Source organism: Leifsonia sp. PARNA 1/14 (genome assembly GCF_055720965.1).
The window spans coordinates 530,993-553,666 of record NZ_JBVQSP010000002.1; the positions used below are offsets into that span (position 1 = coordinate 530,993).

Genomic DNA, 22,674 nt, shown 5'->3' on the forward strand with positions numbered 1-22,674 from the left:
GGTTGACCGCCTTCGCCGCGGCGGCCCTGGTGAGGCCGGCGATGAGCAGCGCCGCGCCGATCAGCAGGTGGGCGACGTTGTGGAGCGGGTTGACCTCGAAGATGCCGAGGAGCAGGCCGCCCTTCGTGGCCACGAACCCGACGCCGCCGGTGAAGGCGAAGCCGAGCAGGCCGACGAGCAGATAGACCGCGCCGAAGATGGTCGCGACCAGACGATTCGGTGATGTGCGCATGTGTCGTTCCTCCTTGGAAGACGGCGCGCGGCCTGCGCGCCTCGTGGGGGATTCGGTGCGGCCGCCGGATCGGATTGGACACGCAGCCGGGCTCGCCGACGATGCCCCGGCGCGGGCTACAATCTCTGCACGGGTCCCGCGGCGGGCCAGGCCACGAACATCGGGGGATGTCATGCAGCGAGGATCCCGCCTCCGCCGGTTCGTATTCGCGGCGACCTCTGCACTGCTGGCGTTCGCGCTCGCCGGATGCGCGACCTCCGCGTCCGACACGGGCTTTCCTCCGCAGCAGCCGGGCGGGTTCACGTCCGACGTGAATGCACGGCTCAAAGCGGCCGTGACCGACGCGATCGCCCAGGCGGGAGGGTCGGCCGGCATCGTGGGCGTGTGGGCGCCCTGGGCGGGCAGCTGGACGGCCGCGATCGGCACGACGACCCGCGGCGGCTCGACGCCCGTCACACCGTCGATGACGTTCCGGGTCGGACAGCTCACGACGTCGATGACCTGCACCGTCCTCCTCGAGCTGGTCGATGACGGCACCGTCCAGCTCGACGACACCGTGTCCAGATGGCTGCCGGGACTGGTCGGGGTCGGCGGGGTGACGCTGCGCGAGCTCTGCCAGAACACCTCGGGGATCGGCGATTACGCCGCCCAGCTGCGCGGGGAGTTCCTCGCGAACCCGACCAGGTACTGGCCGCCGCTCGAACTCGCGAGCGACGGCATCGCCACGGCGCGCAGCGGAACCCCGGGCGAGAAGTACGCGTCGTCGCAGACCAACGCGGTACTCGTGGGAATGGCGCTGCAGAACGCCAGCAACCGCAACTGGCAGCAGCTGTACGACAGCCATGTGTTCTCGCGGCTCGGGATGTCGGCGTCGACGCTTCCCGACAACAGCGTCCTGACCGTGCCGGGAGCGCATCCTGCGGGCTATGCCGCCGCGCTCGACGCCGCGGGCGCACCCGTCTGCGCCCAGGTGCACGAGATCGCCGCCCTGTCGCCGTCGATGGGCTGGACCTCGGCGGGGGTGGTGTCGAACGTGCCCGATCTCAAAGTGTTCGCGCAAGCGCTGGCGAGCGGCTCCCTGCTCAGCAGCAGGTCGGCGGACGCCCAGCAGAAGACCGTGGTCGCGGGCGCATCCTGGCTGGGCTACGGCCTCGGCGTGCAGTCCGTCGGGCCGCTGCGCGGTGGTGCGGCGGCCATCCCCGGCTACCTCACGGCGATGTACGCCGACCCGTCGTCCGGGCTCACCGTCGTCGCCGCCGTCAACAACTCGACGCCGGGAGCGGGATTCGCCCAGGCGCTCGCCCAGCGTCTCGCCTCGATCGTGTCCAAGGTGCCCGCGGTGCAGAAGGGCGCCAAGCCGGTCGCCTCACTCCCCTGGTCGGAGGATCAGGCCGTCGCGGCCATGAAGGCGGCGTCTCCCTGCCCCACTCCCCCGGCCAAGTGAGCTCCGGGCTCAGGCCCCCGCGAGGGCGGCGAGCTCGGCGCGCACCGGCAGGGCGTCGTCGTCCAGCACGAGCTGGAGGGCCGCGCCGTCCGCGCGGTTGACGACGATCGGGGCGAGAAGGTTCACGGTGCTGCCCTCGCGCGACGGGGTGACCACGGCCAGCAGCATCGCCTGCTCCGCCGCCGTGATGCCCAGTTCGGCCGCGCGGTCGTCCGGGAGCTCCGGCGAGTAGCCCGGCAGGTGCACCTCGGCGTCGATCGTGAAGAGCCGTACCTCCGGCCGCTCGAGCGACGACAGCGAGTACAGGCCGTCGGCGCCCGCGACGGCGGCCAGCTCGAAGTCCGCCAGAGGCTCCAGCCCGGGCGGAGGGACGACGAACCGCACGGCGCTCATCGGAGGAAGTCCATCAGCGTCGGCTGGAGGACCCGGGCGGTCACGGCGATGGCCGTCTGGTAGTTCACGTCCTGCGTCTTGAGGTCGAGGAGGACCTTGCTCAGGTCCACGTCCTCCAGGCCGGCGCGCTGGGACTCGAGCGAGATCGAGCCGGAGGCCAGGGCGTCCTTGGCTTTGTCGAGGCGCGTCTGGCGTCCGCCGATCTCCGCGTGCTCTCCCACGATCGCCTTCATCCTGTCGTCGATCTCCGTCAGCCGCGGCCCCACGTTGACACCCGAGCGAAGGTCGCTCACAGCGTTGTCGATGAGCGCGAACACCGACGAGGCGCCGGTTCCGAACGCGGCGGCTCCGTCGGCATCGACGCGCACGGTGGCGTCGGCTCCGATCCTGCGCTCCACTGTACTGGCCGCGGTCCCGGTGAACGAGTAGTCGGGCTGGAAGGCGACGCCGGCGTCCGAGTTGCCCGCGAAGACGGTCCGGCCCTGGTACGTGGTGTTCGCCAGCGAGAGGAGGCTCTTCTTGATGCCCTCGAGCTCGGTGGCGGTCGACTCCTTCGCCTCGGGCGAGAGGGAGCCGTCGTTCGCGCCCTGGACCGTGAGGTCGCGGAAGCGCCGCATCAGCGCCTCCACGCTGGTGAGCGTCGAGTCGGCGGTGGTCAGCCAGCCGTCGCCGTTGTCGGCGTTGCGCTGATACTGCGTGGTGGCGGCCTGGCTGGAGCGCACGTCCAGCGCGCTCGCCGTGGCCGTCGGGTCGTCGCTCGGGCGGGTGAGCTGCTTCTGGCTCGTCGCCTGATCGTAGAGCTTGGCCTGACGCTGCAGGCTGAGCTGCAGGTTGCGCTGGGCGTTCGCCGTCTGCGTTGCGTTGGTGACGCGGGTGAACACGATTACCTCCCGACCAGTCCGGTGTGATTGATGAGCACGTCGAGCGTCTCGTCCACCGCCGTCATCACCCGGGCGGCGCCCTGGTACGCGTGCTGGAACGTGAGCATGCTCATGTTCTCCTCGTCGAGGTCGACGGAGGAGTTGGCGAGCTGCGCGCTGCTCGCGGAGGACGACGCGAGATCCGCGAGGTCCGACTGCTGCTGCTCGGTCTTGCTCGCGACGCCGACGCGCACGACGAACGCCGACCACTGCTTGTCGACGGCGTTCGCGCCGGATCCGAGCTGCGAGATCGCGTCGGCGATGCTGCCGTCGGCGCCGCCGGCACCCGGCGTGCCGGTCGCGATCCCCGAGACCGACGTCGGGACTACCGAGAGCCCGAGCGCTGCCGGCCGGGAGGCGTCGATGGCGAAGAAGTCGAGTCCGGTCGCGCCCGTCGGGGTCGAGCCGGTGCTGTGCACCGCGTTGACCCGCTGTGCGAGCGTCACCGCGAAGGCGTTGTAGCTCGCGGCCGCCTCGGCGAGCACGCCACCGGTGCCGGTGGCGTCGGCGGGCGCGAGGGAGGAGACCGCTCCCGCGATCTGGCCGCCCTCCAGCGCGATCGCGGAGCCCGGACGGTGCGCCCACTCGAGCTGCACCGGGCTGCCGCCGGCGTCCGCCATGCGCTGGGCGCCGGCGAGCTGCACAGCGTTCGCCGTCGTGCCGCTGACCAGCGCGTTGCCACCGACCAGTACGTCCACGGTGCCGTCGGTGTTCGGTCGCACCACTCCCCCGGCGAGGTTCGCGATCTGGGCTGTCAGCACGTCGCGTCGGTCCATGAGCTCGTTCGGTGAGGCGCCGGAGGCCACGGCCTGCCGGATGCGACCGTTCAGGTCGGCGACGTCGGCCGCGGCCTGGTTGAGATCGTCCACCATCCCGCCCGCGTTCTGGCGCAGGGCGGTCCACTGGTCGTCGACCGAGCGGTAGCCGGCGGCGATCTGGGTCACCAGGCTGCCGGCCTGGCCGAGCAGCACACCGGCCGGAGCCAGGTCGCCCGCCTGGTTGGCGACGTCGCTCCAGGCCGACCAGAACTTCTGCAGCTGCGACGAGAGCCCGTTCGTGCCCGGTTCGTTCAGCGAGTCCTCGAGCGAGGTCAGCGCCTTCGCGCGCACCGACGAGTAGCCGGAGAGCGCCGTCGTGCTGCGCACCCGGGCGTCCAGGGCCGCATCGTCGAGCCGCTGCACGCCGTCGACGTTCACTCCCTGGCCGGGGCGCACGCCGCCGGTGAAGAGGCCGGCGGCGTCGAGTGCGGGCACTCCGGAGGTCGTGACCCGCTGACGCGTATACCCGGCCGTGTTCGCGTTGACCAGGTTCTGGCCCACCACGTCGAGGCCGGCCTTCGCCGCCACCAGACCGGTGTACGCGGTGTTGAGTCCGCTGAACGTGCTCATCAGGCCTCCGTGTCGAAGAGGCGCCCACCGGCGTCGCCCGAGCGGCTCTCCCCCGCAGCACCGTAGACGCCGGCGTCCGGGCCCGAGCCCGACAGGCCGTTCAGGGTCTCCTGTGTGGAGCGGGCGGCCTCCCGCAGCAGTCGCTCGTTGGTGTCGCGCACGTCGGCGATCTGACCGGTGAGCTCGGTCATGGCCGTCAGGTGCGACGCGAAGATGTCGGACCAGATGCCATCGGGAGCGCCGGCGGCGAGCTCACGGAGGGTCGCCTCCGGGGAGAGCCCCCACTGCTCGGCGACGACGGAGACCTCGACAGTGCGGGCGAGCGCCGCGTCGCGCATGCGCTCCATCACCTGCTCGACCTCGCGGGTCGCGTGCGAGATCCAGCGCGACTTGCCGGCGATGAGCAGCAGCTGCTCCTCCTCCAGCTTGAACAGCAGCAGCTCCAGCAGCTCGCGCTCCTTCCAGGGCTGAGCGGAGAGTTCGCTCGCGGCCATGTCGCTCCTGACGTCCTCGTGAGTCGTTGTGCGCACTGAATCCCTCGGTCCGTGGCGGAACGGGTGTCCGCCTCATGGGGGACCATCGGCACCGGTCGCCCCGATGTTAGGCGGAGGGCCCTATGAAATCGCTCAGGCCGTACCGGATCGGGGTGACCGCACAGTATTCCCCGTACTGGGGGTAGGGGCTGCCCCGTAGTGGGGGCATCGGGTTCGGGACCCGGGAGTATCCGCATTGTTACCGTGAACACGAAGACCCCTAGCACCGTCAGTTCGGCACCCGAGTAAGCCCGAACATCCGAGCACCGCCCGAGTACCCGCACCATCCCACCCCGACCGGGATGATCCGTGGTACCCGTCCGATGAAGAGGGGTCGCCCAGCGTGAACCGCACAGAACGAAACACGCTCGTCGTCGAGAACCTGCCACTGGTGGGGTACCTGGTCTCCGACCTGTGCTCCCGCGCGACGCACCTGTCGCGCGACGACCTCGCCTCCGCCGGCGCCGTCGCCCTGGTGACCGCGGCCGACGCCTACGACGCGACGACCGGCGTGCCTTTCGGCGCCTACGCCCGCACCCGCATCGTCGGCGCGCTGGCCGACGAGCTGCGCGCGAGCGACTGGGCGACGCGCTCTGCCCGCAAGCGGATCAAGGAGACGCTGGCGGTTCAGGAGAGCCTCTCGGCGGCGCTCGGCCGCACGCCCGGCATCGACGAGATCGCAGCAGCGCTCGGCGTCGACCGCCAGACGGCTGCGGCCGGACTGGCCGATGCGGCGCGCTCGGTCACTGCGCTCGACGAGACGGTCGAGTCGGTGCTCGTCTCAGAGGCCGCCGGCCCGGAGGAGACGCTGCTCGTCGGCGAGCGGACCGCCTACGTGCGCGCCGCTGTGGCCGCCCTCCCCGACCGCATGCGCTCCATCGTGGAGGCGATCTACTTCGACGACCGCACGGTCACCGAGATCGCCGAAGAACTCGGCATCACCCATTCCGCGGTGTCGCAGCAACGGTCGGAGGCCATCCGGCTCATGCGCGAGGGCATGGCCACGCACTACGCCGACGAGGGCGACCCGGAGGTGATCGAGGCGAAGACCTCGCAGGCGCGGCGCAGCGCCTACCTGGCTCGGCTGGCGCAGCACGCGGTCGCGCACCTCCACCCGCACGTGCCCTCCCCCAGCACGGCGCGCGCCTCCTGAAGATCGTCCCTAACGGCCGGTGACCTCCGGCCGATAGGTCTCAGTGCGGGACATGGACGGACCGCGAACCGAAGCCCAGTCATGGAGGAAACATCATGGGTATGCAGATCAACACCAACATCTCGGCGCTCAACGCCTACCGCAACCTGAACAACACTCAGAGCGACCTCTCGAAGTCGCTCGAGAAGCTGTCCAGCGGCCTCCGCATCAACCGTGCGGCGGACGACGCGGCAGGCCTCGCGATCTCCGAGGGCCTGAAGTCGCAGGTCGGCGGTCTGACCGTCGCGTCCCGCAACGCTCAGGACGGCATCAGCGTCGTGCAGACCGCTGAAGGTCAGCTGACCGAGGTCCACTCGATCCTGCAGCGCGTCCGCGACCTCGCGGTCCAGGCCGGCAACGACTCGAACAACGCCGACTCGCGCACCGCGATCCAGACCGAGGTCACGCAGCTCACGAGTGAGCTCACCCGCATCTCGGGCAGCGCGAACTTCAACGGGATCAAGCTGCTCGACGGCTCCAACGCGACGCTGACCTTCCAGGTGGGCGCCGGCGGTGTGGCCGCGAACGACCAGATCGCGGTCGACCTCTCGGGTGCCAACGTCGCGACCGTCGCCACGGCGGTCGGCACTCTCACCTTCGACAGCGCTGCGAACGCGCTGACGTCGATCAACGCGCTCGACACGCAGATCAAGAACGTGTCGACCGCTCGCGCCACCCTCGGTGCGGTCCAGAACCGCTTCGAGAGCACCATCCGCAGCCTCAACGTCTCCCAGGAGAACCTGTCCGCTGCGAACTCGCGCATCACCGACACCGACATGGCGTCCGAGATGGTGAAGTACACCCGCTCGAACATCCTGTCGCAGGCGGGCACCGCGATGCTGGCCCAGGCCAACCAGTCCGGCCAGGGCGTTCTGCAGCTCCTCCGCTAATAAGGGAGGTCGCTTCAGACCCGGCGGCCGGGATGCCATCCCCAAAGGGCATCCCGGCCGCCGTTCCACCAGCACCACCAGAACCACCCGCAGCACGGCCGTAGGAGGGAGAGCAGCACATGGGAATGGCCGTCGACGGTCTGATCAGCGGACTCGACACCACATCGCTGATCAACCAGCTCATGCAGGCGGAGGCGGTTCCGCAGACGCTGCTCAAGAACAAGGTCACCGACTCCACGACCTACATCACGGCGATGCAGACGCTGAACACCAAGATCGCGTCGCTCGCCACCTCCGCGGGGGCTCTCGCCAAGCCGTCGGGCACCGACCTCCACACCGCGTCGGTCAGTTCGGGCGGCGTCGCCTCCACCTCCGTCACCGCCACCGCCGGACCGGGCGCGGTGGACGGCACCATCGACTTCACCGTGGACCGCCTCGCGCAGTCGCAGGTCACGGTCACCGGGCCGCTCACGCAGTGGCCCGACCAGCCGCCCACGTTGACCTTCGTCGCCGCCGACGGCACGACCACGCAGGTCACCGCGTCCAGCGCGTCGCTCGCCGACGTGGCCGCGGCCATCAACAAGGCGGGTGTGGGCGTCAGCGCCACCCAGGTCGCCGCGGGCCTCGATCCCACGACCGGTGCGAAGCTCTACCGCCTCCAGCTCAGTTCGACCCAGACGGGTGCGGCCGGGGCCTTCACCGCGTACCGCGGGACGCCGGCCGAGGTGACGGCCGGGACGGCGACGAACCTCCTGAACGACCCGGGCGCCGCGCAGGTGCGTCAGGCTCAGGACGCGCAGGTCACGCTCTGGGCCGGGTCCGCCGCCGCGCAGAGTGTGACGAGCGCGACCAACACGTTCGACAGCGTCCTGCCCGGCGTGACGGTCACCGTTTCCACAGCCTCCGCGACTCCGGTCACCCTCACGGTCTCGCGCGACGACACCAGCATCTCGAACGCCGCGAACTCACTGGTGACGAGCCTGAACGACATCTTCACCTTCATCTCGCAGAAGCAGGCGGTCACGACGGGGACGGACGCCGCGGGCGGCACCACAGTCACGGCCGGCGCCTTCACGGGCGACTCGACGGTGCGGGACGCGAACCAGAAGCTGATCGACGCGGTCATCGCCCCGATCAACGGTGTCTCCCCCAGCACCTACGGCATCAGCATCACGAGCGACGGCCAGGTCACATTCGACAAGACAGTCTTCGCAACGGCGATCGCGAAGAACCCGGACGCCGTCAAGTCGGCGCTGGCGACCATCTCCCAGCGTGTCTCCGACGCGGCGAACGTCGCCAGCGACAAGTACACCGGCACGATCACCACGAAGATCCAGGGCGAGCAGTCGACGGTCAAGAGCCTCAACGACCAGATCTCCGACTGGGACACGCGACTGGCCGACCGTAAAGCGACCCTCCAAAAGACCTATGCGAATCTCGAAGTCCAGCTGCAGCAGCTCCAGTCGCAGTCGTCATGGCTGACCGGCCAGCTCGCTTCCCTCTCCTCCGGGAGCAGCTCATGACGCTTCTGAACTCCGCCGCGGCCAAGCTGTCCACCTACAACAGGGACAGCGTGCTCTCGGCCAGCCCCGCGCGACTGGTGACGATGCTCTACGACCGGCTCACGCTCGATCTGACCCGCGCCGAGGAGGCCCTGCACGCGCAGAACTGGCCGACCGCATGGGAGAACCTCCGGCACGCCGACCAGATCGTCGCCGAGCTCGCCTCGAGCCTCAAGGTCGACCTCTGGGACGGCGCCGAAGGCCTGCTGCAGCTGTACGGCTACCTCGCCGACCTGATCGTCGCAGGCACCGTCGAGCACGACGCGTCGAAGGTGCGCGAGGCCATCGAGCTCGTCGAGCCGCTGCGCCAGGCCTGGCACGAGGCGGCCGACAGTCTGCCTGCTGCTTCGGCGCTCCCGCGCTCCCCCTACGGCTCGCCTGCCGGCGCCGACCCGGAAGCCGGACGTGATCTCGGCGTCGCCTGAGCACCCCTGGTCGGAGGCCCTGGAGCGCATGGAGCGCGAACTCCACGGTGCGCTCGCCAAAGTGGACCCGATCCCCTGGCGTCCCCCGGCGGGACTCGGTCCCATCCCCGAGGAATTGCAGGAGCGTGCGGCGCGACTGCTCGAGGCCCAGCTGCACACGATCCGCTACCTGGAGGACGTGCGTCAGACCACCGCCCGGCACCTCGCCGCGGTGAACTCGGTGCCGCGTGCCGAAATCGGGCCGCATCCGGTGTACTTCGATCTGATCGGCTGAGCCCGGGCGTGTCGACGCGTTCATCACGCGTTCAACGGACGGGGGTGTACCGGCGTGTCCACCTTCGACGATCCTCCCCAGTTTCTCCACCTGTGGATAACTATGGGGAAAAGTCGTGGATGGATGCGGATAACGTGTGGAGGACACGCGCGGGTTGTGTGGAATCTCAGAATTCACAGTGAGTTGTAATGTCCCCTGACCAGCACTTTTCTTCGATTCATCGCCGAATCGAAGCTTTGTTCTAAACCACAACGGTGTAATTCACACCCGGAAATCGGCTGTGGATAGGTCTGTGATTTCAGTGCCTGATAAACGAGTCATCCACAACCCGCACGGAGAGTCCGTCACCCGCGCGAACCCTGCCGTTCACCCGCCGGAATGACCCACGAACTGGGCACGGACCGCCTTGCTAACGCATCCTCCACCGCGGTCGATAGAGGCCTACGAGCACGGATCGCTCGACGACGGGCCACGGACAGGCCACCCCCTCGACCACCGATGGAGTGCAGCGTGCTCGAATCCGTGACAAGTGCCGCCCTCTCGAGCGCCCTCGACGGGCTCTCGGCGCGCCAGCGCGCGATCGCCAACAACATCGCCAACGTCAACACGCCGGGCTACACGGCGGAGCGCGTGTCGTTCGAAGACGCCCTCGCCGCGTCCGTCGCGCGCGGGGACGGCCACGCCGCCTCGACGACGGCGCGCTCGCTCGAGCCCACCCGCCTGGATGGCAACAACGTCAACCTCGACACCGAGACGCTCTCCAACGTCGACACGGTGCTCCGCTTCCAATTCGCGTCCCAGGCGGCAGGCAACGAGTTCTCGCTCGTCCGCGCCGCACTGAAGACCAGCTGAGCAGCGCAGACCTTCCTCGACGACCGAAAGGACTCACGATGACATTCGACGCCATCGGCATCGCGGGCACGGGACTGACCCTGCACCGCAAGTGGCTCGACGCGATCTCGGACAACCTCGCCAACATCAACACGGCGAAGCCCACGAACGGCGCGGCGTTCCAAGCGCGCTACATCGTCGCCCAAGAAGGGGAGGGCGTCTCCGGCGCCTACGTCGCCGGCACCGCGTACGGCAGCGCGGAGGGCCGGATGGTCTACGAGCCCGACAACCCCGTCGCCGACGCGAAGGGCTACGTGCGCTACCCCGACATCGACCTGTCATCGCAGATGGGGTCGCTCATCATGGCCCAGCGCGGCTACCAGGCCAACGCCGCGGTCGTCGACCGCGCCAAGGAGACCTACCAGGCCGCCCTGCAGATCGGGAGGAACTGATGCCCATCGACGCCATCGGCGCGATCAGCTCGATCGGCGCGGCCACCGGCACCACCGGCGCGACCGCCGCGAACTCCACCACCGGCACGGGCGGCGGCTCGTTCAGCACGGCTCTGAGCGGCGCCGTCGACAACCTCCAGCAGCTGCAGAGCACGAGCGACACGCTGGCCGTCCAGGCGGTCACGGGCAACCTCGACGACATCCACCAGGCCACCCTCGCCTCCACACGCGCTCAGGTCACCCTCGAGCTCGTCGCCGGGGTGCGCAACAAGGCCGTCGACGCCTTCAACGAGATCATGAGGATGCAGGCCTGATGCCCCAGCAGGTGACGAGCTTCTTCCGCCGGCTCGGCGACACGATCCGCGGCTTCAGCGTGGCCCAGCGGGTCATCGCCGTGATCGGCGTGGCCGTGATCGGCCTGGGAGCCGCCGGCCTCGCGATGTGGGCATCGCAGCCGTCGTACACGCCGCTGTTCTCGGGCCTCCAAGCCGCCGACGCGTCGGCGATCGTCGACCAGCTGCGCACCGACGGCGTCCCGTACCAGCTCACCGACGGGGGAGGCACCATCATGGTGCCCCAGCAGAAGGTGTACGACGAGCGGCTCAAGGCGGCCTCCGCCGGCCTGCCGACCTCCACGACGAACGGCTACTCGCTGCTCGACAAGATGGGTGTGACGTCCTCCGAGTTCCAGCAGTCGGTCACCTACAAGCGGGCGATGGAGGGCGAGCTCGCGAACACGATTTCGGCCATGAAGGGCGTCAAGACGGCGTCTGTGCGGCTGGCGATCCCGGAGGACACGGTGTTCGTCTCCGAGAAGAAGGACCCGACCGCCTCCGTCTTCGTCGAGACCCAGGCCGGCGTCACGCTCACCGCCGACCAGGTGCAGGCGATCGTGCACCTGACCAGCGCGGCCGTCACGGGCATGCAGCCCACCGACGTCGCGGTCGTCGACGCGAACGGCAACGTGCTGAGCACGGTGGGCGCCGGTGCGACCGGGGGAGCGGACAAGCAGGCCAACGACTACGAGGCCCGCGTCAAGTCGGCCGTGCAGGACATGCTCGACAAGGTCGTCGGCGCGGGCAACGCCACGGTCGCCGTCGCAGCCGATGTCAGCACGGAGTCCGCGCAGCGCACCGAGGAGTCGTACACGTCGCCGACCAACGCCCCGTCGCTGAGTGAGACGACCCAGAAGGAGACCTACACCGGCAGCGGAGGCAACTCGGCCGCCGGGGTGCTCGGCCCCGACAACATCGCGGTGCCGAACGGCGCCGACGGCAACGGCACCTTCAACTCGGAGTCCAGCACCAAGGACAACGCGGTCGACAAGGTCACCGAGCAGCGCACGATCCCAGCCGGCGCGATCAACCGCCAGACCGTGTCGGTCGCGGTGAACTCCGACGCCGTCACCAACGTGAGCGCCGGCGAGCTGCGGAGCATGGTCAACGCGGCGGCCGGCATCGACACCACGCGCGGCGACTCGGTCAGCGTGCAGCTGGTGCCGTTCAGCAAGGCGGGCGCGACCGAGGCGGCCAAGGCGATCCAGGAGGCTAAGGACGCCGCCGCGGCCGACCAGCTCACGGGCATCATCCGCACCTCCATCATCGGCGCCGCTATCGTAGCCGCCGCGATCATCGCCTTCGCGCTGTTCCGTCGCGGCCGCAAGCGTGCGGCCGAGAACGCCGAGCTGGAGGCCGAGCGCGCGGACACCGTCGCGCTCGAGGCCGCAGCCTTCCCGATCGCGCTCGAGTCGGCGCCGCCGACGATCCCGATGCAGCTCGACCCGGTGCCCGACCCGACCGGCCCGGAGCTCGAGGCCGAGCGCCGCCGGCAGGAGATCGAGTCGCTCGCCGAGCGCGACCCGCAGAAGACCGCCGAGTTCCTTCGCAGTCTCATGGAGGACAGGGCAGGCGTATGAACGACACCAAGACAGCGTTGACCGGCGCCCAGAAGGTCGCCGTCGTGCTGATGAACATGGATCAGCAGCGCGCCGCCCAGGTGATGAAGCAGTTCTCCGACGAGGAGGCCGACGAGATCACCGCGGAGATCCTCCGCCTGCGCCGCGTCGATCCCGCCGTCGCCGAGAAGGCGCTGAGCGAATTCCACGACCTCACGGCGCGCGGGGGCGTCAGCACCCGCGGCGGACGCGACATCGCCGTCGGCCTGCTGGAGGCGTCGTTCGGCGCCGAGCGCGCCACCGGTGTGCTCAACCGGGTGGCTTCGTCGATGGCGGGCAAGCAGTTCGAGTTCCTCGACGCGGTGGAGCCCGGCCAGGTGCAGATGCTGCTGGCGGGGGAGCTGCCGCAGACCAGCGCCCTGGTGCTCGCCCACCTGCGCGCCGATCACGCCTCCCGCGTGCTTGCCGGTCTCGACGACGACGCGCGCACCGAGGTCGCCCACGCGATCGCGACCATGGGCTCGCCGAGCCCGGACGCCGTGCGGGTGGTCGCGGACACGCTCAAGCAGCGCGCGAGCGCCGTGGTCTCCGCCCGCACGTCGTCCGACTCGGTCGGGGGAGTGCAGCCGCTCGTCGACATCATCAACCGGGCCGACGCGGCGACCGAGAAGGCCCTGCTGGAGGCGCTCGAACAGCGCGACCCCGCGCTCGCCGAGGAGGTCCGCTCGCGGATGCTCACGTTCGACGACATCGTGCGCCTCGACCCGCGCGACGTGCAGCAGGTGCTGCGCGGTGTCGACGCGGCCGTGCTCGCCGTCGCCACGAAGGGTGCGACCGAGGCGGTCACCGACGTCATCACGCAGAACCTGTCGGAGCGCAACCGGGAGATCCTCGAGGACGAGATCCGCATCCTCGGCCCCGTGCGCCTGTCGCAGGTGGAGGACGCGCGCGCGTCGATCGTCCGCGCCATCCGCGACCTCGAGGCCACGGGCGTGATCACGGTGCAGCGCGGCGACGAGGACGCGTATGTCGAATGACGTCGTCTTCGCGCCGCTGACCGTCCCCGTGCTCGCGGAGACGGAGGACCAGCACGCCGCGGCGGACGCCGCCCGGGCGCGTGGCTTCGCCTCCGGCTACGCCGACGGCCGGCGCGAGGCCGCTGCCGAGCAGGCCGCGTGGCTGGCCGAGGCCGAGTTGGCGCGCGCGGCGGAGGCGGACGAGGCGGCCGGCCGGGTCGCTGTGCTCGCGCACGCTCTGCGCATCGCGGCGGTCGAGCTCCGCGAGGCCACCATGCCGGTGCTCGGCGAGGTCGAGGACACGTTGGTCGCGGCGTCGTTCCAGCTGGCGGAGGCCGTGGTCGGCACCGTGCTGAGCGACCGGCTCGCGGCCGCGCGGGCCGCCGTCGCCCGGGTGTTCGCCGAGGCGCCGGCGGGGGAGCTGACGGTGGTCCGCCTCAACCCGGAGGACCTGGCGCTGCTGCGTGGAGCCGGGCGGCACGACAGCGCCGGCGAGGGCGCGGGCGCGGGCGCGCCGATGATCGACGGCGTCACGGCGGTGGCCGATCCCGCGCTCGCACCGGGCGACGCGATCGGCGGCCTCCCGACCGGATGGCTGGACGCGCGTATCCGCGCCGCGCTCGAACGGGCACAGGAGGCGCTGTCGTGACGGCCGCGCTGGCGAGCTGGGGCGCCGCAGTGGAGGCCGCCGCGGTGGAACGCGTCGGTCGCGTGACCGCGGTGGTCGGACTCGGCGCCGAGATCGAGGGCGTGCGCGCGGCCATCGGCGACCTCGTGGTGATCGGCGAAGGGGAGGGCGTGCACGCGGAAGTCGTGGCCACAACCTCCGCAGGCGCGAAGGTGATGCCGTACGGACGACTCACCGGCATCGCTGCGGGAGCGCCGGTGCGTGCCGTGCGCAGCCCGCTGCTCGTGCCCACCGGGGACGCGATGCTCGGCCGCGTGATCGATGCTCTCGGGCGTCCGGTCGACGGCCGCGGCCCGATCGCGCCGGACGGCTTCGTCGCCCTCGACAACCGCGCGCCCGACGCGATGCGCCGCGCGCGCATCCAGTCACCGCTCGGTCTCGGCGTGCGCGTGCTCGACACCCTCGTGACGGCGGGACGCGGCCAGCGCCTCGGCCTCTTCGCCGGCTCGGGCGTCGGAAAGTCGTCGCTGCTGTCGATGATCGCGCGCGGAACGGATGCGACCGTGTCGGTGATCGCGCTGGTGGGGGAGCGCGGCCGTGAGGTCCGCGAGTTCCTCGAGGACGACCTCGGCCCGGCCGGGCTGGCGCGGTCGGTCGTGGTGGTGGCGACCTCCGACGAGCCGGCGGTCATGCGCCTGCGCGCGGCGTTCGCGGCGACCCGGATCGCCGAGTCGTTCCGCGACCAGGGGCGCGATGTCGTGCTCATGATGGACTCGCTGACCCGCGTGGCGATGGCGCAGCGCGAGATCGGCCTCTCGGCCGGCGAGCCTCCCGCCACCCGCGGCTACCCGCCGTCGACCTTCTCGCTGCTCGCGCAGCTGCTCGAGCGCGCCGGGACCGGTGAGACCGGCTCGATCACCGGCCTCTACACCGTGCTCGTCGACGGCGACGACCACAACGAGCCCATCGCCGACGCCGCGCGCAGCATCCTCGACGGCCACGTCGTGCTCGACCGGAGGCTGTCCGTGGTCGGGCACTTCCCCTCGGTGGACGTGCTCGGCTCGATCTCGCGCCTCGCCACCCGGGTCACCGCCCCGGAGCAGCGGGCGGCGGCGACGGCCCTGCGCAGCATCCTGGCCGCCAAGGTCGCGGCGCAGGACCTCCTCGATGTCGGCGCGTACAAGCCGGGGACGAACCCGCGCGTGGACGCCGCCGTCGCCAACGAGGACGCGATCAACCGGTTCCTCCGGCAGGGGATCGGCGAACCTTCCGCGTTCGCGGACGGCTGGGCACGACTGAACGAGCTGGTGGCGGCCATGCCCGCCGCCGGGACAGGGGTGGTGTGATGGCACGGACGTTCCCGCTCGCCGGACTGCTGCGGCTGCGGCAGATCGAGAAAGACCACGCGGCGAGCGACCTCGCCGCCGCGAACGCGCTGCGACGCGACGTGCAGGACCGCCAGGTGCGCGCGATCGCCGCGCTGCACGCGGTGCCGGCGGAGGCGACCGATGCGAGCACGATGTTCGCACTGGCCGCGGCCCGCGCCTCCAGCCGCAGCATGCTCGCCGACCTGGCCGCGTACGCCGAAGCGGCCGAGACGGAGGCCGAGGAGGCGCAGCAGGCGTTCACCGCGGCGAAGATCCGCGCCGTCGGCCTGGAGAAGCTCGAAGCGCGGCACCACGCGGAGGTCGTCGCGGGCGAGCTCGGAGCCGAGCAGGCGGCCATCGACGAGATCGCGACCGGCGCGTGGCTCCGCGGCCGCTCCGACCAGGACGAAGGAAGGCACGAGGCATGACGGTCACCGATGCGATCGGGCGGATCTCCCAGATCCAGGCGACGATCGCGCAGCTCGACCAGATCACGACGGGAGCCGGCGTCTCGGCGACCCCGTCGACGTCGGCCACGTCGTCGACGTCGTCGACGAGCTTCGCCGACGCGCTCGCCGGCGCCCTCGGGACCTCCGGCGTCGGCGCGACGACCGGCTCGACGGGAGGCGTCACGGGTGCCGACGTCGTCGCCGACGCCAAGAAGTACCTCGGCGTGCCGTACGTCTTCGGAGGAACGAGCTCGTCGGGCATCGACTGCTCCGGCCTGGTGCAGCGCGTCTACAAGGACCTCGGGATCGACCTGCCGCGGCTGGTCTCGGGCCAGGCGAAGATGGGCACGGAGGTGCCGTCGCTCGCGCAGGCACAGCCCGGCGACCTCATCGTGACCAACGGCGGAGAGCACATCGTGATCTACGCCGGCGACGGCAAGGTGATCCACGCGCCGAGCGAGGGCCGCAACGTCAGCCTCGTGAACAACTGGATGGACGACTCGGACATCGTGACCATCCGGCGCATCGTGCCTCAGGCGACGGCCGGGGCGGCCGGGCCGGCCGGGCCGGCCGGGCTGGCCGGGCTGGCCGGTGCCGGCTCGTCGAGCTCGACGACACAGGCCGACGTGCTGCGGTCGCTGCTCGCCTCTGCGATGCAGGGAGGCTCGCTGTGACACCCGGGACGGTGGCCGCACCTGCCCCCGCGCCGTCGCGCGCCGCGGCGGCGGTGGGAAGTGGACAGGCGAACCGCGCGGGCGCCGCCGACGCGTTCGGCGCGTTCCTGGCCGGGGCGGCGGACGCTCACGCGGACGCGGGCCGGCGGGAAGCGTCGATGCCCGCGCGGACCTCGGGGAAGCACGCCGACACCACGAACGATGCACAGCCCGCCGTGCCCGGCGAGACGCCGTCGACCGCGCCTGCTGTGGGAACGGCTGCGACTCTCGCGACCTCCGGAGCAGTACTGCCGACGCTGGTCACTGGCCCTACGACGCCGGTCGCGCGAGAAGCACAGACTGCCGGTTCGACCGCTGGGCCAGCAGTCGACGTGGTCACCTCTTGCGTGCGGACGGTGAGCGCGGCCGCCGTCGGAATTCCGGTTGCCGCAGCTCCGCCGGCATCCGCGGCCGGAGACCAGCAGCCCGCGGCCGTTCAGGCCGCACCCGCGTCGACACCGGCTGGTCAGAGCGTCTCCGTCGATCCGAACGGCTCCGCGCTCGCGCCTGCTTCCGCCGCCGAGGCGGGGCTGCCGCAGGCGCTCGCCACGCAGTCGCAGGTCGCACAGGCTCCGGCGCGCCCGTCGGTGGCGACTCGGGCACCGCAGGTGCTCGCACCCGCCCCGCCTGCGTCCGGCACGACGGGTCTCTTCGAGACGTCAGACAGCGCCTCCGCGGCTGCTGCGACCTCGACGGAGGCGGCCGGCACTGTTCCGAGCGCGCCGACGCCGAGGGGCGCTCGCGCCTCCCAGCAGGACATCCCTGTCACTCCGACCCCCTCAGCGCCCACCGGTGTGGTCGACGCGCCGGCGACATCGCGGCCCGTCGTCGCCGCCGCGCCGACCGTCGAGTTGCAGAACCGCGCCGCGACGATCGGTGACGCTCTCCCGGGGATTGCGGCGACCGCCCCCGCAGCGCCCGCGCCGGTCGCAGTCGCGACGGTCAGTGCCGCTCCCGCTGCGGCCACCGCTCCGCAGCCGCAGCCGCAGCCGCAGCCGCAGCCGCAGCCGCTCGGCGCCCAGCTCGCTCGACCGGTGTTCACCCTGGCGGCAGCAGGCCGCGGCGAGCATGTGATGACCGTGCACGTGACGCCGGACAACCTCGGGCCGGTCACCGTCCGGGCCCACGTCGGCGTCGACGGCGTGCGGGTCGAGCTGTTCGCCCCGACCGACGCCGGCCGCGACGCGCTGCGCGCGATCCTGCCCGACCTCCGCCGCGACTTCGGCGGCACGGGCCTCACTGGAACCCTCGACCTCTCGTCGCAGAACCAGCCGTCGCCGCAGCAGCAGGCTGCGGCCGACGGTCGAACCGCCGGCCAGCAGGGGGAGGGGCGCGCCGGTTCCGACGGCCGGCCCTTCGACGGCCGGCCCTCCGCCGACGACCGGTCGCGGCCGTACCGCGGCGACGCCGATCGCGGCGGCGACCGCCTCCCGCACCCCGCCGCCGACGGCACCACCTACTCGATCGACCTCATCGTCTAAGACACCGAAAGGAGCCCCCGTGGCCGTCGACCCCATCACCGGAACCGACACCGCCTCCACCGGCGGCATCTATACGACGGCGCCGACGCGCACGCCGAAGCAGTCCCTCGACAGCGAGGCCTTCATGCAGCTGCTCGTCACGCAGCTGCGCAACCAGGATCCGAGCTCGCCCATGGACACCAACCAGATGATCTCGCAGACGACGCAGCTGGCCATGATGGAGAAGCTCACCAGCATGGACTCCACCAACCAGGAGAGCTTCGCGCTGCAGATGCGCACCTCCGCTGCCGCGCTGATCGGGCACACGGTCAGCTACCTCGACAAGAACGGCGACACGAAGACCGGCACCGCGTCGTCCGTCTCGTACGCCGGCGCCGTGCCGGTGGTCACCGTCGGCGACCAGCAGATCAACCTCGACTCCATCCTCGGCGTGGTCACTCCGACCGCGACCGCTTGACGACTTCTCCCAGAAACTTCTCGCAGAAAGGCAGCATCATGCTCCGCTCGCTCTACTCCGGAATCTCCGGCCTCCGCTCGCACCAGACCATGCTCGACGTGACCGGCAACAACATCGCCAACGTCAACACCACCGCCTTCAAGGGCTCGGCCGTGCAGTTCCAGGACACGCTCTCGCAGCTCGTCCAGGGCGCCACGGGCCCGGGAGCCCAGAACGGCGGCACCAACCCGGCGCAGATCGGCCTCGGCGTGCTCGTGGCCGGCATCTCCACCAACTTCACGCAGGGCGCCGCTCAGGCGACCGGCCGCCCCACCGACATGATGATCAACGGCGACGGCTTCTTCGTCACCAAGGTCGGCGGCGAGACCGTCTACACCCGAGCCGGCTCGTTCGACCCCGACGCCCTCGGCCGGCTGGTCGGCCCGGGCGGTGCGATCCTGCAGGGCTGGAACGCGGTCAACGGCGTGATCCAGCAGGGCGGTGCGCTCGGCGACGTGACCATCCCGCTCAACGCCGTCACCCCGGCGACAGCCACGACGGCCGGCACGATCAACGGCAACCTGCCCTCCGACGCCGTGCTCGGCGACCAGCTCGTGCGCGATGTCGACGTCTACGACGGCACCGGCACCTCCCGCAAGCTCACGTTGACCTTCACGAAGACCCCGGCGGGCTGGAATGTCGCGGGCACCGACGGGAACGGCGCGACCGCGAACGGCGCCCTCACGTTCGACGCGAGCGGCAAGCTCACGGGCGGCGGGACCCTCGCCGTCGGCGGTGTCACGGTCGACCTCTCCACGGTCACCGGCTACGCCGGAATCACCACGGTGGCGTTCAAGAACCAGAACGGCAGCGCCTCCGGCACCCTGCAGTCGTTCTCGCTCTCGAAGGACGGCACGATCATCGGCCTGTTCTCGAACGGCGACAAGCAGGCTGTCGGCCGGATCGCTCTCGCCACGTTCGTCAACCCGGGAGGCCTCGAGAAGGCCGGAGGCTCGACCTACCGCGCTACGGTCAACTCCGGCGCGGCGGAACTGGGCGGCCCCGGCGAGGCTGGTCTCGGCACCCTGCAGAGCGGCTCCCTCGAGATGTCGAACGTCGACCTCTCGCAGGAGTTCACCAACCTGATCGTCGCCCAGCGCGGCTTCCAGGCCAACGCTCGCATCATCACCACCTCCGACGAGGTGCTGCAGGAGCTCACCAACCTCAAGCGCTGACGCGCGCTGCTTCGACGTTCAGGGGCCTCGCCCGCGTAGGCTCGCGAGGTGCCCATTGTTCGCGAGCTCGCGCCCACCCTGCTCGGGGTCGCGCTTCTCGCGCTGCTGGCGACGGCGGTCCTCGGCGTCTACCGGGCGCCGCACCGTTGGGCGCCGCTGCTCGCCATCCTGCGCGGAGCCGCCCAGCTCGCGGTGATCAGCCTGGTGCTCTCCGGGGTCATCACCAGTCCCGTGTGGGTGGCGCTCGCCCTCCTGATCATGTTCAGCGTCGCCGCCGCCACGGCGACCCACCGGATCGGCTGGTCGCTCGACCACGGGACGATGATGGCCGTCGGGATGGCGACGGGCGTGGTCATCACCTTCACCATCGTCTTCGCGACGGGGGCGATCGACTTCACCGCCCGCTACGCGCTCGCCATCGGCGGCATCGTGATCGGCAACTCGATGAGCATCGCCACCCTCGCCGGCCGCCGGTTCACCGAGGCGGTCGACGACCACTGGGACGAGGTGGAGGGCTGGCTCGCGCTGGGCGCGACGCCGCGGCAGTCCACGCTCGAGCGGGCCCGCGGAGCGGTCTATGCCGCACTCATCCCGTCGGTCGACCAGACGAAGACCACCGGACTCGTGACGCTGCCCGGCGCGTTCGTCGGCGCCATCTTCGGCGGTGTCTCACCGCTGGAGGCCGGCCGCTTCCAGGTCGTCGTGCTCGCGGCGATCATGTGCGCAGGCTCGATCACCGCGGTCATCGTGGCGACCTGGCTCGCCCCGGTGAAAGTGCGGCCTGCGCGGTTGAGGTGAGGTGCGGCCCCTGCGTCACCCCGAGGCGGAGGGCGCCGGCGCCGTCGTGTCCTGCAGCGCCTGCGGGATGAGTGCGCGGATGCGCTCGGGCTGGTTCGAGAGCACCACGACGTCGACGCGCCGGTTGAGGGCGAGGTCCTGGTCGGTGTTGGCCGCCGTATTCGCCAGCGGGCGCGCCGAGCCGTACGACACGGCCGCGATGCGGTCGGCGGGGAATCCGTCGGCCTCCACCAGGCGGCGCAGCACGCTGGTCGCGCGGCCTGCCGACAACTCCCAGTTCGTCGGGTAGGGAGCGCCGGGCTGCCGGAAGTCGGCGTGGCCCTCGATGGAGACCTGGTATTGCTCCGGCGCCAGCACCGGACCGATGTCGTCGAGCACCTTGACGGCGGTGCCGCTCAGCTCGGCCTTGTTCGACTCGAAGAAGGTCGAGCTGCCCACCAGCCCGATCGTGAGGCCGCGCGCGTCGATCTTCATCTGCACCGCATCCTGGAGGCCGTCGCGGGTCAGGCTCGCCTGGATGCGGTCCTTCAGCTTCTCGAGGTTCTGCGCCTCCTGCTTCGCCAGCGCGAAGTCGGTCGTGCTGCCGTTGTCCTTGACGTGGGCCGGAGGCACCACCACGCCCTCCGCGGTGTCGACCTTCTCGGTCTTCACCTGCCCGAAGCCGGTCGCGAGCGAGTTCTTGAGCTGTTCGAACTTCTTGGCGTCCACCGTCGACATGGCGAACAGCACGATGAACATGCACATGAGCACGGTGACCATGTCCATGTAGGAGGCCATCCAGCGCTCTTCGTTCTCGTGCTCCTCCTCCGGCTCGTGCTTGCGTCGACGGGCGGCCACGTCAGGCGGCTTCCTTCTCCGGCGCGGGAACGGCCTTCGGCCCCTTGGCCGGCTTGGCGGACTCGCCGCCGGGAACCATCGCGCGCAGGCGCTCTCCGAGGAGGCGCGGCTGGCTGCCCGCCTGCACGGCGAGCACGCCCTCCATCAGCAGCGTCATCCGGTCGACGTCCAGGTCGGACAGCCGGCGCAGACGGTTGCCGATCGGCAGCCAGAGGAAGTTGGCGGAGAGCAGGCCCCACAGCGTCGCCACGAAGGCGCTCGCGATCATCGGGCCGAGCTCGGCCGGCTTGGAGAGGTTCTCGAGCACGTGGGTGAGCGACACGACGGTGCCGATGATGCCGATGGTGGGGGCGTAGCCGCCGAGCGTGGAGAAGAACTTCGCCGCGACGCGGTCGGACTTCGAGCGCGTGGCGATCTCGTCCTCGAGCAGGATCCGCAGCTCGTCGCCGTCGGTGCCGTCGGCGATGTTCTGCAGGGCGCGCTTGAGGAACGGGTCGTCGACGCCGTCGGCCTCCTGCTCCATGGCGAGGAGGCCGTTGGCGCGAGCCTTCTCGGCGAGACCGACGACCTGGTCGATGACCTTCGACGGAGGCTCGATCTTGCCGCGGAACGCGCGCGGGAGCGCCTTCACCGCGGTGAAGAAGTCCTTCAGCGTGCCCGAGGCGATGCCGACCGAGATAGTCGCGCCGAACACCAGGATCATCGGCGCGGGGAGCACCAACGACGTCAGGTGGGCGCCCTCGATCGTGACCATCGCCACGACGGAGGCGAAGGCAATGACGATCCCGATGATCGTTGCCGGATCCATGGTGTGTCTCCTCGTTACTTCTTCCTGGCCCGCAACGGAACCGCGGGGGCGGTCGCCTGGTCGGGAACAGGCGCCGGGACGGGGCGGGGGCCGGAGGCCGGGAGGTCGTGCGCGAGCGCGATCACCCTGGCGCGATAGGCCGCGATCTTCTCGATGACCTCCGCCATCGACTCGGTGACGATGAACTTGGCGCCGTCCACCATCACGAGGGTCGTGTCAGGACTCGCGTGGATGCGCTCGATGAGGTCGGGGTTGACCGCAAACTGGCTGTCGTTCAATCGGGTGACGACGATCATGGCTGCGAATCCTGGTCTCGGCTCCGGGTGAGCCGTCACAGGGGCACTATCGGCGGCCTCCGGTCGGTCGTTAGGGGGACCGGGCGTTCGCCGGTTCCCGCTAACGGATCGGCTTCGCCCGCCGATAGTCGCTCTCGTGACCACCTTGCAGGCTCCCGCATCCGAGCTGCCGGTGTACGA

At 70.7% G+C, this 22,674-nt stretch carries 27 protein-coding genes; 19 read left to right on the forward strand and 8 right to left on the reverse strand.

Annotated elements, in window-relative coordinates; all coding sequences use genetic code 11:
• Window positions 1–232 (reverse strand): DUF4383 domain-containing protein (locus tag AC0HS0_RS07590; protein ID WP_472962881.1); only part of this gene is annotated, 232 nt, incomplete at its 3' end.
• Window positions 233–404: 172 nt separating this feature from the next.
• Here AC0HS0_RS07590 and AC0HS0_RS07595 point away from each other — a divergent pair.
• Complete coding sequence (locus AC0HS0_RS07595) at window positions 405–1,676, forward strand: serine hydrolase domain-containing protein (protein ID WP_472962882.1); 1,272 nt, start codon at window positions 405–407, stop codon at window positions 1,674–1,676.
• Between the two features lie 9 nt (window positions 1,677–1,685).
• Here AC0HS0_RS07595 and AC0HS0_RS07600 read toward each other — a convergent pair whose 3' ends face one another.
• The 4 genes from AC0HS0_RS07600 to flgN are packed head-to-tail and all read right to left on the reverse strand — an operon-like array spanning window position 1,686 to window position 4,871.
• Entirely contained in the window at window positions 1,686–2,069 is a 384-nt protein-coding gene (locus AC0HS0_RS07600) for a flagellar assembly protein FliW (protein WP_472962883.1), read from the reverse strand.
• Window positions 2,066–2,950, reverse strand: a complete 885-nt coding sequence (gene flgL, locus AC0HS0_RS07605) for a flagellar hook-associated protein FlgL (protein ID WP_472962885.1) — start codon at window positions 2,948–2,950, stop codon at window positions 2,066–2,068. The genes AC0HS0_RS07600 and flgL overlap by 4 nt, the downstream gene beginning before the upstream one ends.
• A gap of 2 nt (window positions 2,951–2,952) precedes the next feature.
• Window positions 2,953–4,377: a flagellar hook-associated protein FlgK gene (flgK, locus tag AC0HS0_RS07610; protein WP_472962887.1), complete on the reverse strand. Its 1,425-nt coding sequence runs from the start codon at window positions 4,375–4,377 to the stop codon at window positions 2,953–2,955.
• Window positions 4,377–4,871 (reverse strand): flagellar export chaperone FlgN, encoded by a 495-nt coding sequence (gene flgN, locus AC0HS0_RS07615; RefSeq protein ID WP_472962888.1) that lies wholly within the window; start codon window positions 4,869–4,871, stop codon window positions 4,377–4,379. The genes flgK and flgN overlap by 1 nt, the downstream gene beginning before the upstream one ends.
• A gap of 382 nt (window positions 4,872–5,253) precedes the next feature.
• Here flgN and AC0HS0_RS07620 point away from each other — a divergent pair, with 382 nt between their 5' ends.
• From AC0HS0_RS07620 to AC0HS0_RS07705, 18 genes are all read left to right on the forward strand, one after another.
• Complete coding sequence (locus AC0HS0_RS07620; protein ID WP_472962889.1) at window positions 5,254–6,063, forward strand: sigma-70 family RNA polymerase sigma factor; 810 nt, start codon at window positions 5,254–5,256, stop codon at window positions 6,061–6,063.
• Window positions 6,064–6,158: 95 nt separating this feature from the next.
• The gene (locus AC0HS0_RS07625; RefSeq protein ID WP_472962890.1) at window positions 6,159–6,992 is read left to right on the forward strand and encodes a flagellin N-terminal helical domain-containing protein; all 834 of its coding nucleotides are present in this window, start codon (window positions 6,159–6,161) and stop codon (window positions 6,990–6,992) included.
• 119 nt (window positions 6,993–7,111) lie between these two features.
• Window positions 7,112–8,515, forward strand: coding sequence for a flagellar filament capping protein FliD (gene fliD, locus AC0HS0_RS07630; RefSeq protein ID WP_472962892.1), 1,404 nt, complete (start codon window positions 7,112–7,114; stop codon window positions 8,513–8,515).
• Window positions 8,512–8,979, forward strand: coding sequence for a flagellar export chaperone FliS (fliS, locus tag AC0HS0_RS07635; RefSeq protein WP_472962893.1), 468 nt, complete (start codon window positions 8,512–8,514; stop codon window positions 8,977–8,979). The genes fliD and fliS overlap by 4 nt, the downstream gene beginning before the upstream one ends.
• Window positions 8,960–9,253 (forward strand): hypothetical protein, encoded by a 294-nt coding sequence (locus AC0HS0_RS07640; RefSeq protein ID WP_472962895.1) that lies wholly within the window; start codon window positions 8,960–8,962, stop codon window positions 9,251–9,253. Before fliS ends, AC0HS0_RS07640 begins: the two co-directional genes overlap by 20 nt.
• Window positions 9,254–9,763: 510 nt before the next feature.
• Window positions 9,764–10,105, forward strand: a complete 342-nt coding sequence (gene flgB / locus AC0HS0_RS07645) for a flagellar basal body rod protein FlgB (protein ID WP_472962896.1) — start codon at window positions 9,764–9,766, stop codon at window positions 10,103–10,105.
• A gap of 38 nt (window positions 10,106–10,143) precedes the next feature.
• Window positions 10,144–10,536, forward strand: a complete 393-nt coding sequence (locus AC0HS0_RS07650; protein ID WP_472962897.1) for a flagellar basal body rod protein FlgC — start codon at window positions 10,144–10,146, stop codon at window positions 10,534–10,536.
• Complete coding sequence (fliE, locus tag AC0HS0_RS07655) at window positions 10,536–10,850, forward strand: flagellar hook-basal body complex protein FliE (protein WP_472962899.1); 315 nt, start codon at window positions 10,536–10,538, stop codon at window positions 10,848–10,850. Before AC0HS0_RS07650 ends, fliE begins: the two co-directional genes overlap by 1 nt.
• On the forward strand, window positions 10,850–12,451 hold the full coding sequence (gene fliF / locus AC0HS0_RS07660) for a flagellar basal-body MS-ring/collar protein FliF (protein ID WP_472962900.1): 1,602 nt from the start codon (window positions 10,850–10,852) through the stop codon (window positions 12,449–12,451). The genes fliE and fliF overlap by 1 nt, the downstream gene beginning before the upstream one ends.
• Window positions 12,448–13,467 carry a flagellar motor switch protein FliG gene (fliG, locus tag AC0HS0_RS07665; RefSeq protein ID WP_472962901.1) on the forward strand — a complete coding sequence of 340 codons (1,020 nt, stop codon included), beginning with the start codon at window positions 12,448–12,450 and terminating at the stop codon, window positions 13,465–13,467. Before fliF ends, fliG begins: the two co-directional genes overlap by 4 nt.
• A complete protein-coding gene (locus AC0HS0_RS07670) occupies window positions 13,457–14,095 on the forward strand; it encodes a FliH/SctL family protein (protein WP_472962903.1) in 639 nt (212 codons plus the stop codon). The genes fliG and AC0HS0_RS07670 overlap by 11 nt, the downstream gene beginning before the upstream one ends.
• Window positions 14,092–15,420, forward strand: a complete 1,329-nt coding sequence (locus tag AC0HS0_RS07675; RefSeq protein WP_472962904.1) for a FliI/YscN family ATPase — start codon at window positions 14,092–14,094, stop codon at window positions 15,418–15,420. Before AC0HS0_RS07670 ends, AC0HS0_RS07675 begins: the two co-directional genes overlap by 4 nt.
• Window positions 15,420–15,869, forward strand: a complete 450-nt coding sequence (locus tag AC0HS0_RS07680; protein ID WP_472962905.1) for a hypothetical protein — start codon at window positions 15,420–15,422, stop codon at window positions 15,867–15,869. The genes AC0HS0_RS07675 and AC0HS0_RS07680 overlap by 1 nt, the downstream gene beginning before the upstream one ends.
• Window positions 15,866–16,564 (forward strand): C40 family peptidase, encoded by a 699-nt coding sequence (locus AC0HS0_RS07685; protein ID WP_472962907.1) that lies wholly within the window; start codon window positions 15,866–15,868, stop codon window positions 16,562–16,564. Before AC0HS0_RS07680 ends, AC0HS0_RS07685 begins: the two co-directional genes overlap by 4 nt.
• A gap of 395 nt (window positions 16,565–16,959) precedes the next feature.
• Complete coding sequence (locus tag AC0HS0_RS07690) at window positions 16,960–18,084, forward strand: flagellar hook-length control protein FliK (RefSeq protein ID WP_472962909.1); 1,125 nt, start codon at window positions 16,960–16,962, stop codon at window positions 18,082–18,084.
• A 19-nt stretch (window positions 18,085–18,103) separates the two neighbouring features.
• The gene (locus AC0HS0_RS07695) at window positions 18,104–18,541 is read left to right on the forward strand and encodes a flagellar hook capping FlgD N-terminal domain-containing protein (RefSeq protein WP_472962910.1); all 438 of its coding nucleotides are present in this window, start codon (window positions 18,104–18,106) and stop codon (window positions 18,539–18,541) included.
• Window positions 18,542–18,579: 38 nt separating this feature from the next.
• On the forward strand, window positions 18,580–19,755 hold the full coding sequence (locus tag AC0HS0_RS07700; RefSeq protein ID WP_472962911.1) for a flagellar hook protein FlgE: 1,176 nt from the start codon (window positions 18,580–18,582) through the stop codon (window positions 19,753–19,755).
• A 48-nt stretch (window positions 19,756–19,803) separates the two neighbouring features.
• On the forward strand, window positions 19,804–20,553 hold the full coding sequence (locus AC0HS0_RS07705; protein WP_472962912.1) for an ABC transporter permease: 750 nt from the start codon (window positions 19,804–19,806) through the stop codon (window positions 20,551–20,553).
• 15 nt (window positions 20,554–20,568) lie between these two features.
• Here AC0HS0_RS07705 and AC0HS0_RS07710 read toward each other — a convergent pair whose 3' ends face one another.
• Genes AC0HS0_RS07710 through AC0HS0_RS07720 form a run of 3 tightly spaced genes read right to left on the reverse strand, consistent with a single transcriptional unit; the run spans window position 20,569 to window position 22,494 of the window.
• The gene (locus tag AC0HS0_RS07710) at window positions 20,569–21,390 is read right to left on the reverse strand and encodes a flagellar motor protein MotB (protein ID WP_472962914.1); all 822 of its coding nucleotides are present in this window, start codon (window positions 21,388–21,390) and stop codon (window positions 20,569–20,571) included.
• Window position 21,391: 1 nt separating this feature from the next.
• Entirely contained in the window at window positions 21,392–22,198 is an 807-nt protein-coding gene (locus AC0HS0_RS07715) for a motility protein A (protein ID WP_472962916.1), read from the reverse strand.
• Window positions 22,199–22,212: 14 nt separating this feature from the next.
• Window positions 22,213–22,494, reverse strand: a complete 282-nt coding sequence (locus AC0HS0_RS07720; protein ID WP_055922271.1) for a flagellar FlbD family protein — start codon at window positions 22,492–22,494, stop codon at window positions 22,213–22,215.
• Window positions 22,495–22,674: the final 180 nt, after the last annotated feature.

What these genes read in the sequence shown, in the direction of transcription:
- AC0HS0_RS07595 (WP_472962882.1), top strand. Translation starts at nt 405, where the DNA reads ATGCAGCGAGGATCCCGCCTCCGCCGGTTCGTATTCGCGGCGACCTCT.
- AC0HS0_RS07600 (WP_472962883.1), bottom strand. Translation starts at nt 2,069, where the DNA reads ATGAGCGCCGTGCGGTTCGTCGTCCCTCCGCCCGGGCTGGAGCCTCTG.
- flgK (WP_472962887.1), bottom strand. Translation starts at nt 4,377, where the DNA reads ATGAGCACGTTCAGCGGACTCAACACCGCGTACACCGGTCTGGTGGCG.
- flgN (WP_472962888.1), bottom strand. Translation starts at nt 4,871, where the DNA reads ATGGCCGCGAGCGAACTCTCCGCTCAGCCCTGGAAGGAGCGCGAGCTG.
- AC0HS0_RS07625 (WP_472962890.1), top strand. Translation starts at nt 6,159, where the DNA reads ATGGGTATGCAGATCAACACCAACATCTCGGCGCTCAACGCCTACCGC.
- fliD (WP_472962892.1), top strand. Translation starts at nt 7,112, where the DNA reads ATGGGAATGGCCGTCGACGGTCTGATCAGCGGACTCGACACCACATCG.
- fliS (WP_472962893.1), top strand. Translation starts at nt 8,512, where the DNA reads ATGACGCTTCTGAACTCCGCCGCGGCCAAGCTGTCCACCTACAACAGG.
- AC0HS0_RS07650 (WP_472962897.1), top strand. Translation starts at nt 10,144, where the DNA reads ATGACATTCGACGCCATCGGCATCGCGGGCACGGGACTGACCCTGCAC.
- fliE (WP_472962899.1), top strand. Translation starts at nt 10,536, where the DNA reads ATGCCCATCGACGCCATCGGCGCGATCAGCTCGATCGGCGCGGCCACC.
- fliF (WP_472962900.1), top strand. Translation starts at nt 10,850, where the DNA reads ATGCCCCAGCAGGTGACGAGCTTCTTCCGCCGGCTCGGCGACACGATC.
- fliG (WP_472962901.1), top strand. Translation starts at nt 12,448, where the DNA reads ATGAACGACACCAAGACAGCGTTGACCGGCGCCCAGAAGGTCGCCGTC.
- AC0HS0_RS07670 (WP_472962903.1), top strand. Translation starts at nt 13,457, where the DNA reads ATGTCGAATGACGTCGTCTTCGCGCCGCTGACCGTCCCCGTGCTCGCG.
- AC0HS0_RS07680 (WP_472962905.1), top strand. Translation starts at nt 15,420, where the DNA reads ATGGCACGGACGTTCCCGCTCGCCGGACTGCTGCGGCTGCGGCAGATC.
- AC0HS0_RS07685 (WP_472962907.1), top strand. Translation starts at nt 15,866, where the DNA reads ATGACGGTCACCGATGCGATCGGGCGGATCTCCCAGATCCAGGCGACG.
- AC0HS0_RS07700 (WP_472962911.1), top strand. Translation starts at nt 18,580, where the DNA reads ATGCTCCGCTCGCTCTACTCCGGAATCTCCGGCCTCCGCTCGCACCAG.
- AC0HS0_RS07715 (WP_472962916.1), bottom strand. Translation starts at nt 22,198, where the DNA reads ATGGATCCGGCAACGATCATCGGGATCGTCATTGCCTTCGCCTCCGTC.
- AC0HS0_RS07720 (WP_055922271.1), bottom strand. Translation starts at nt 22,494, where the DNA reads ATGATCGTCGTCACCCGATTGAACGACAGCCAGTTTGCGGTCAACCCC.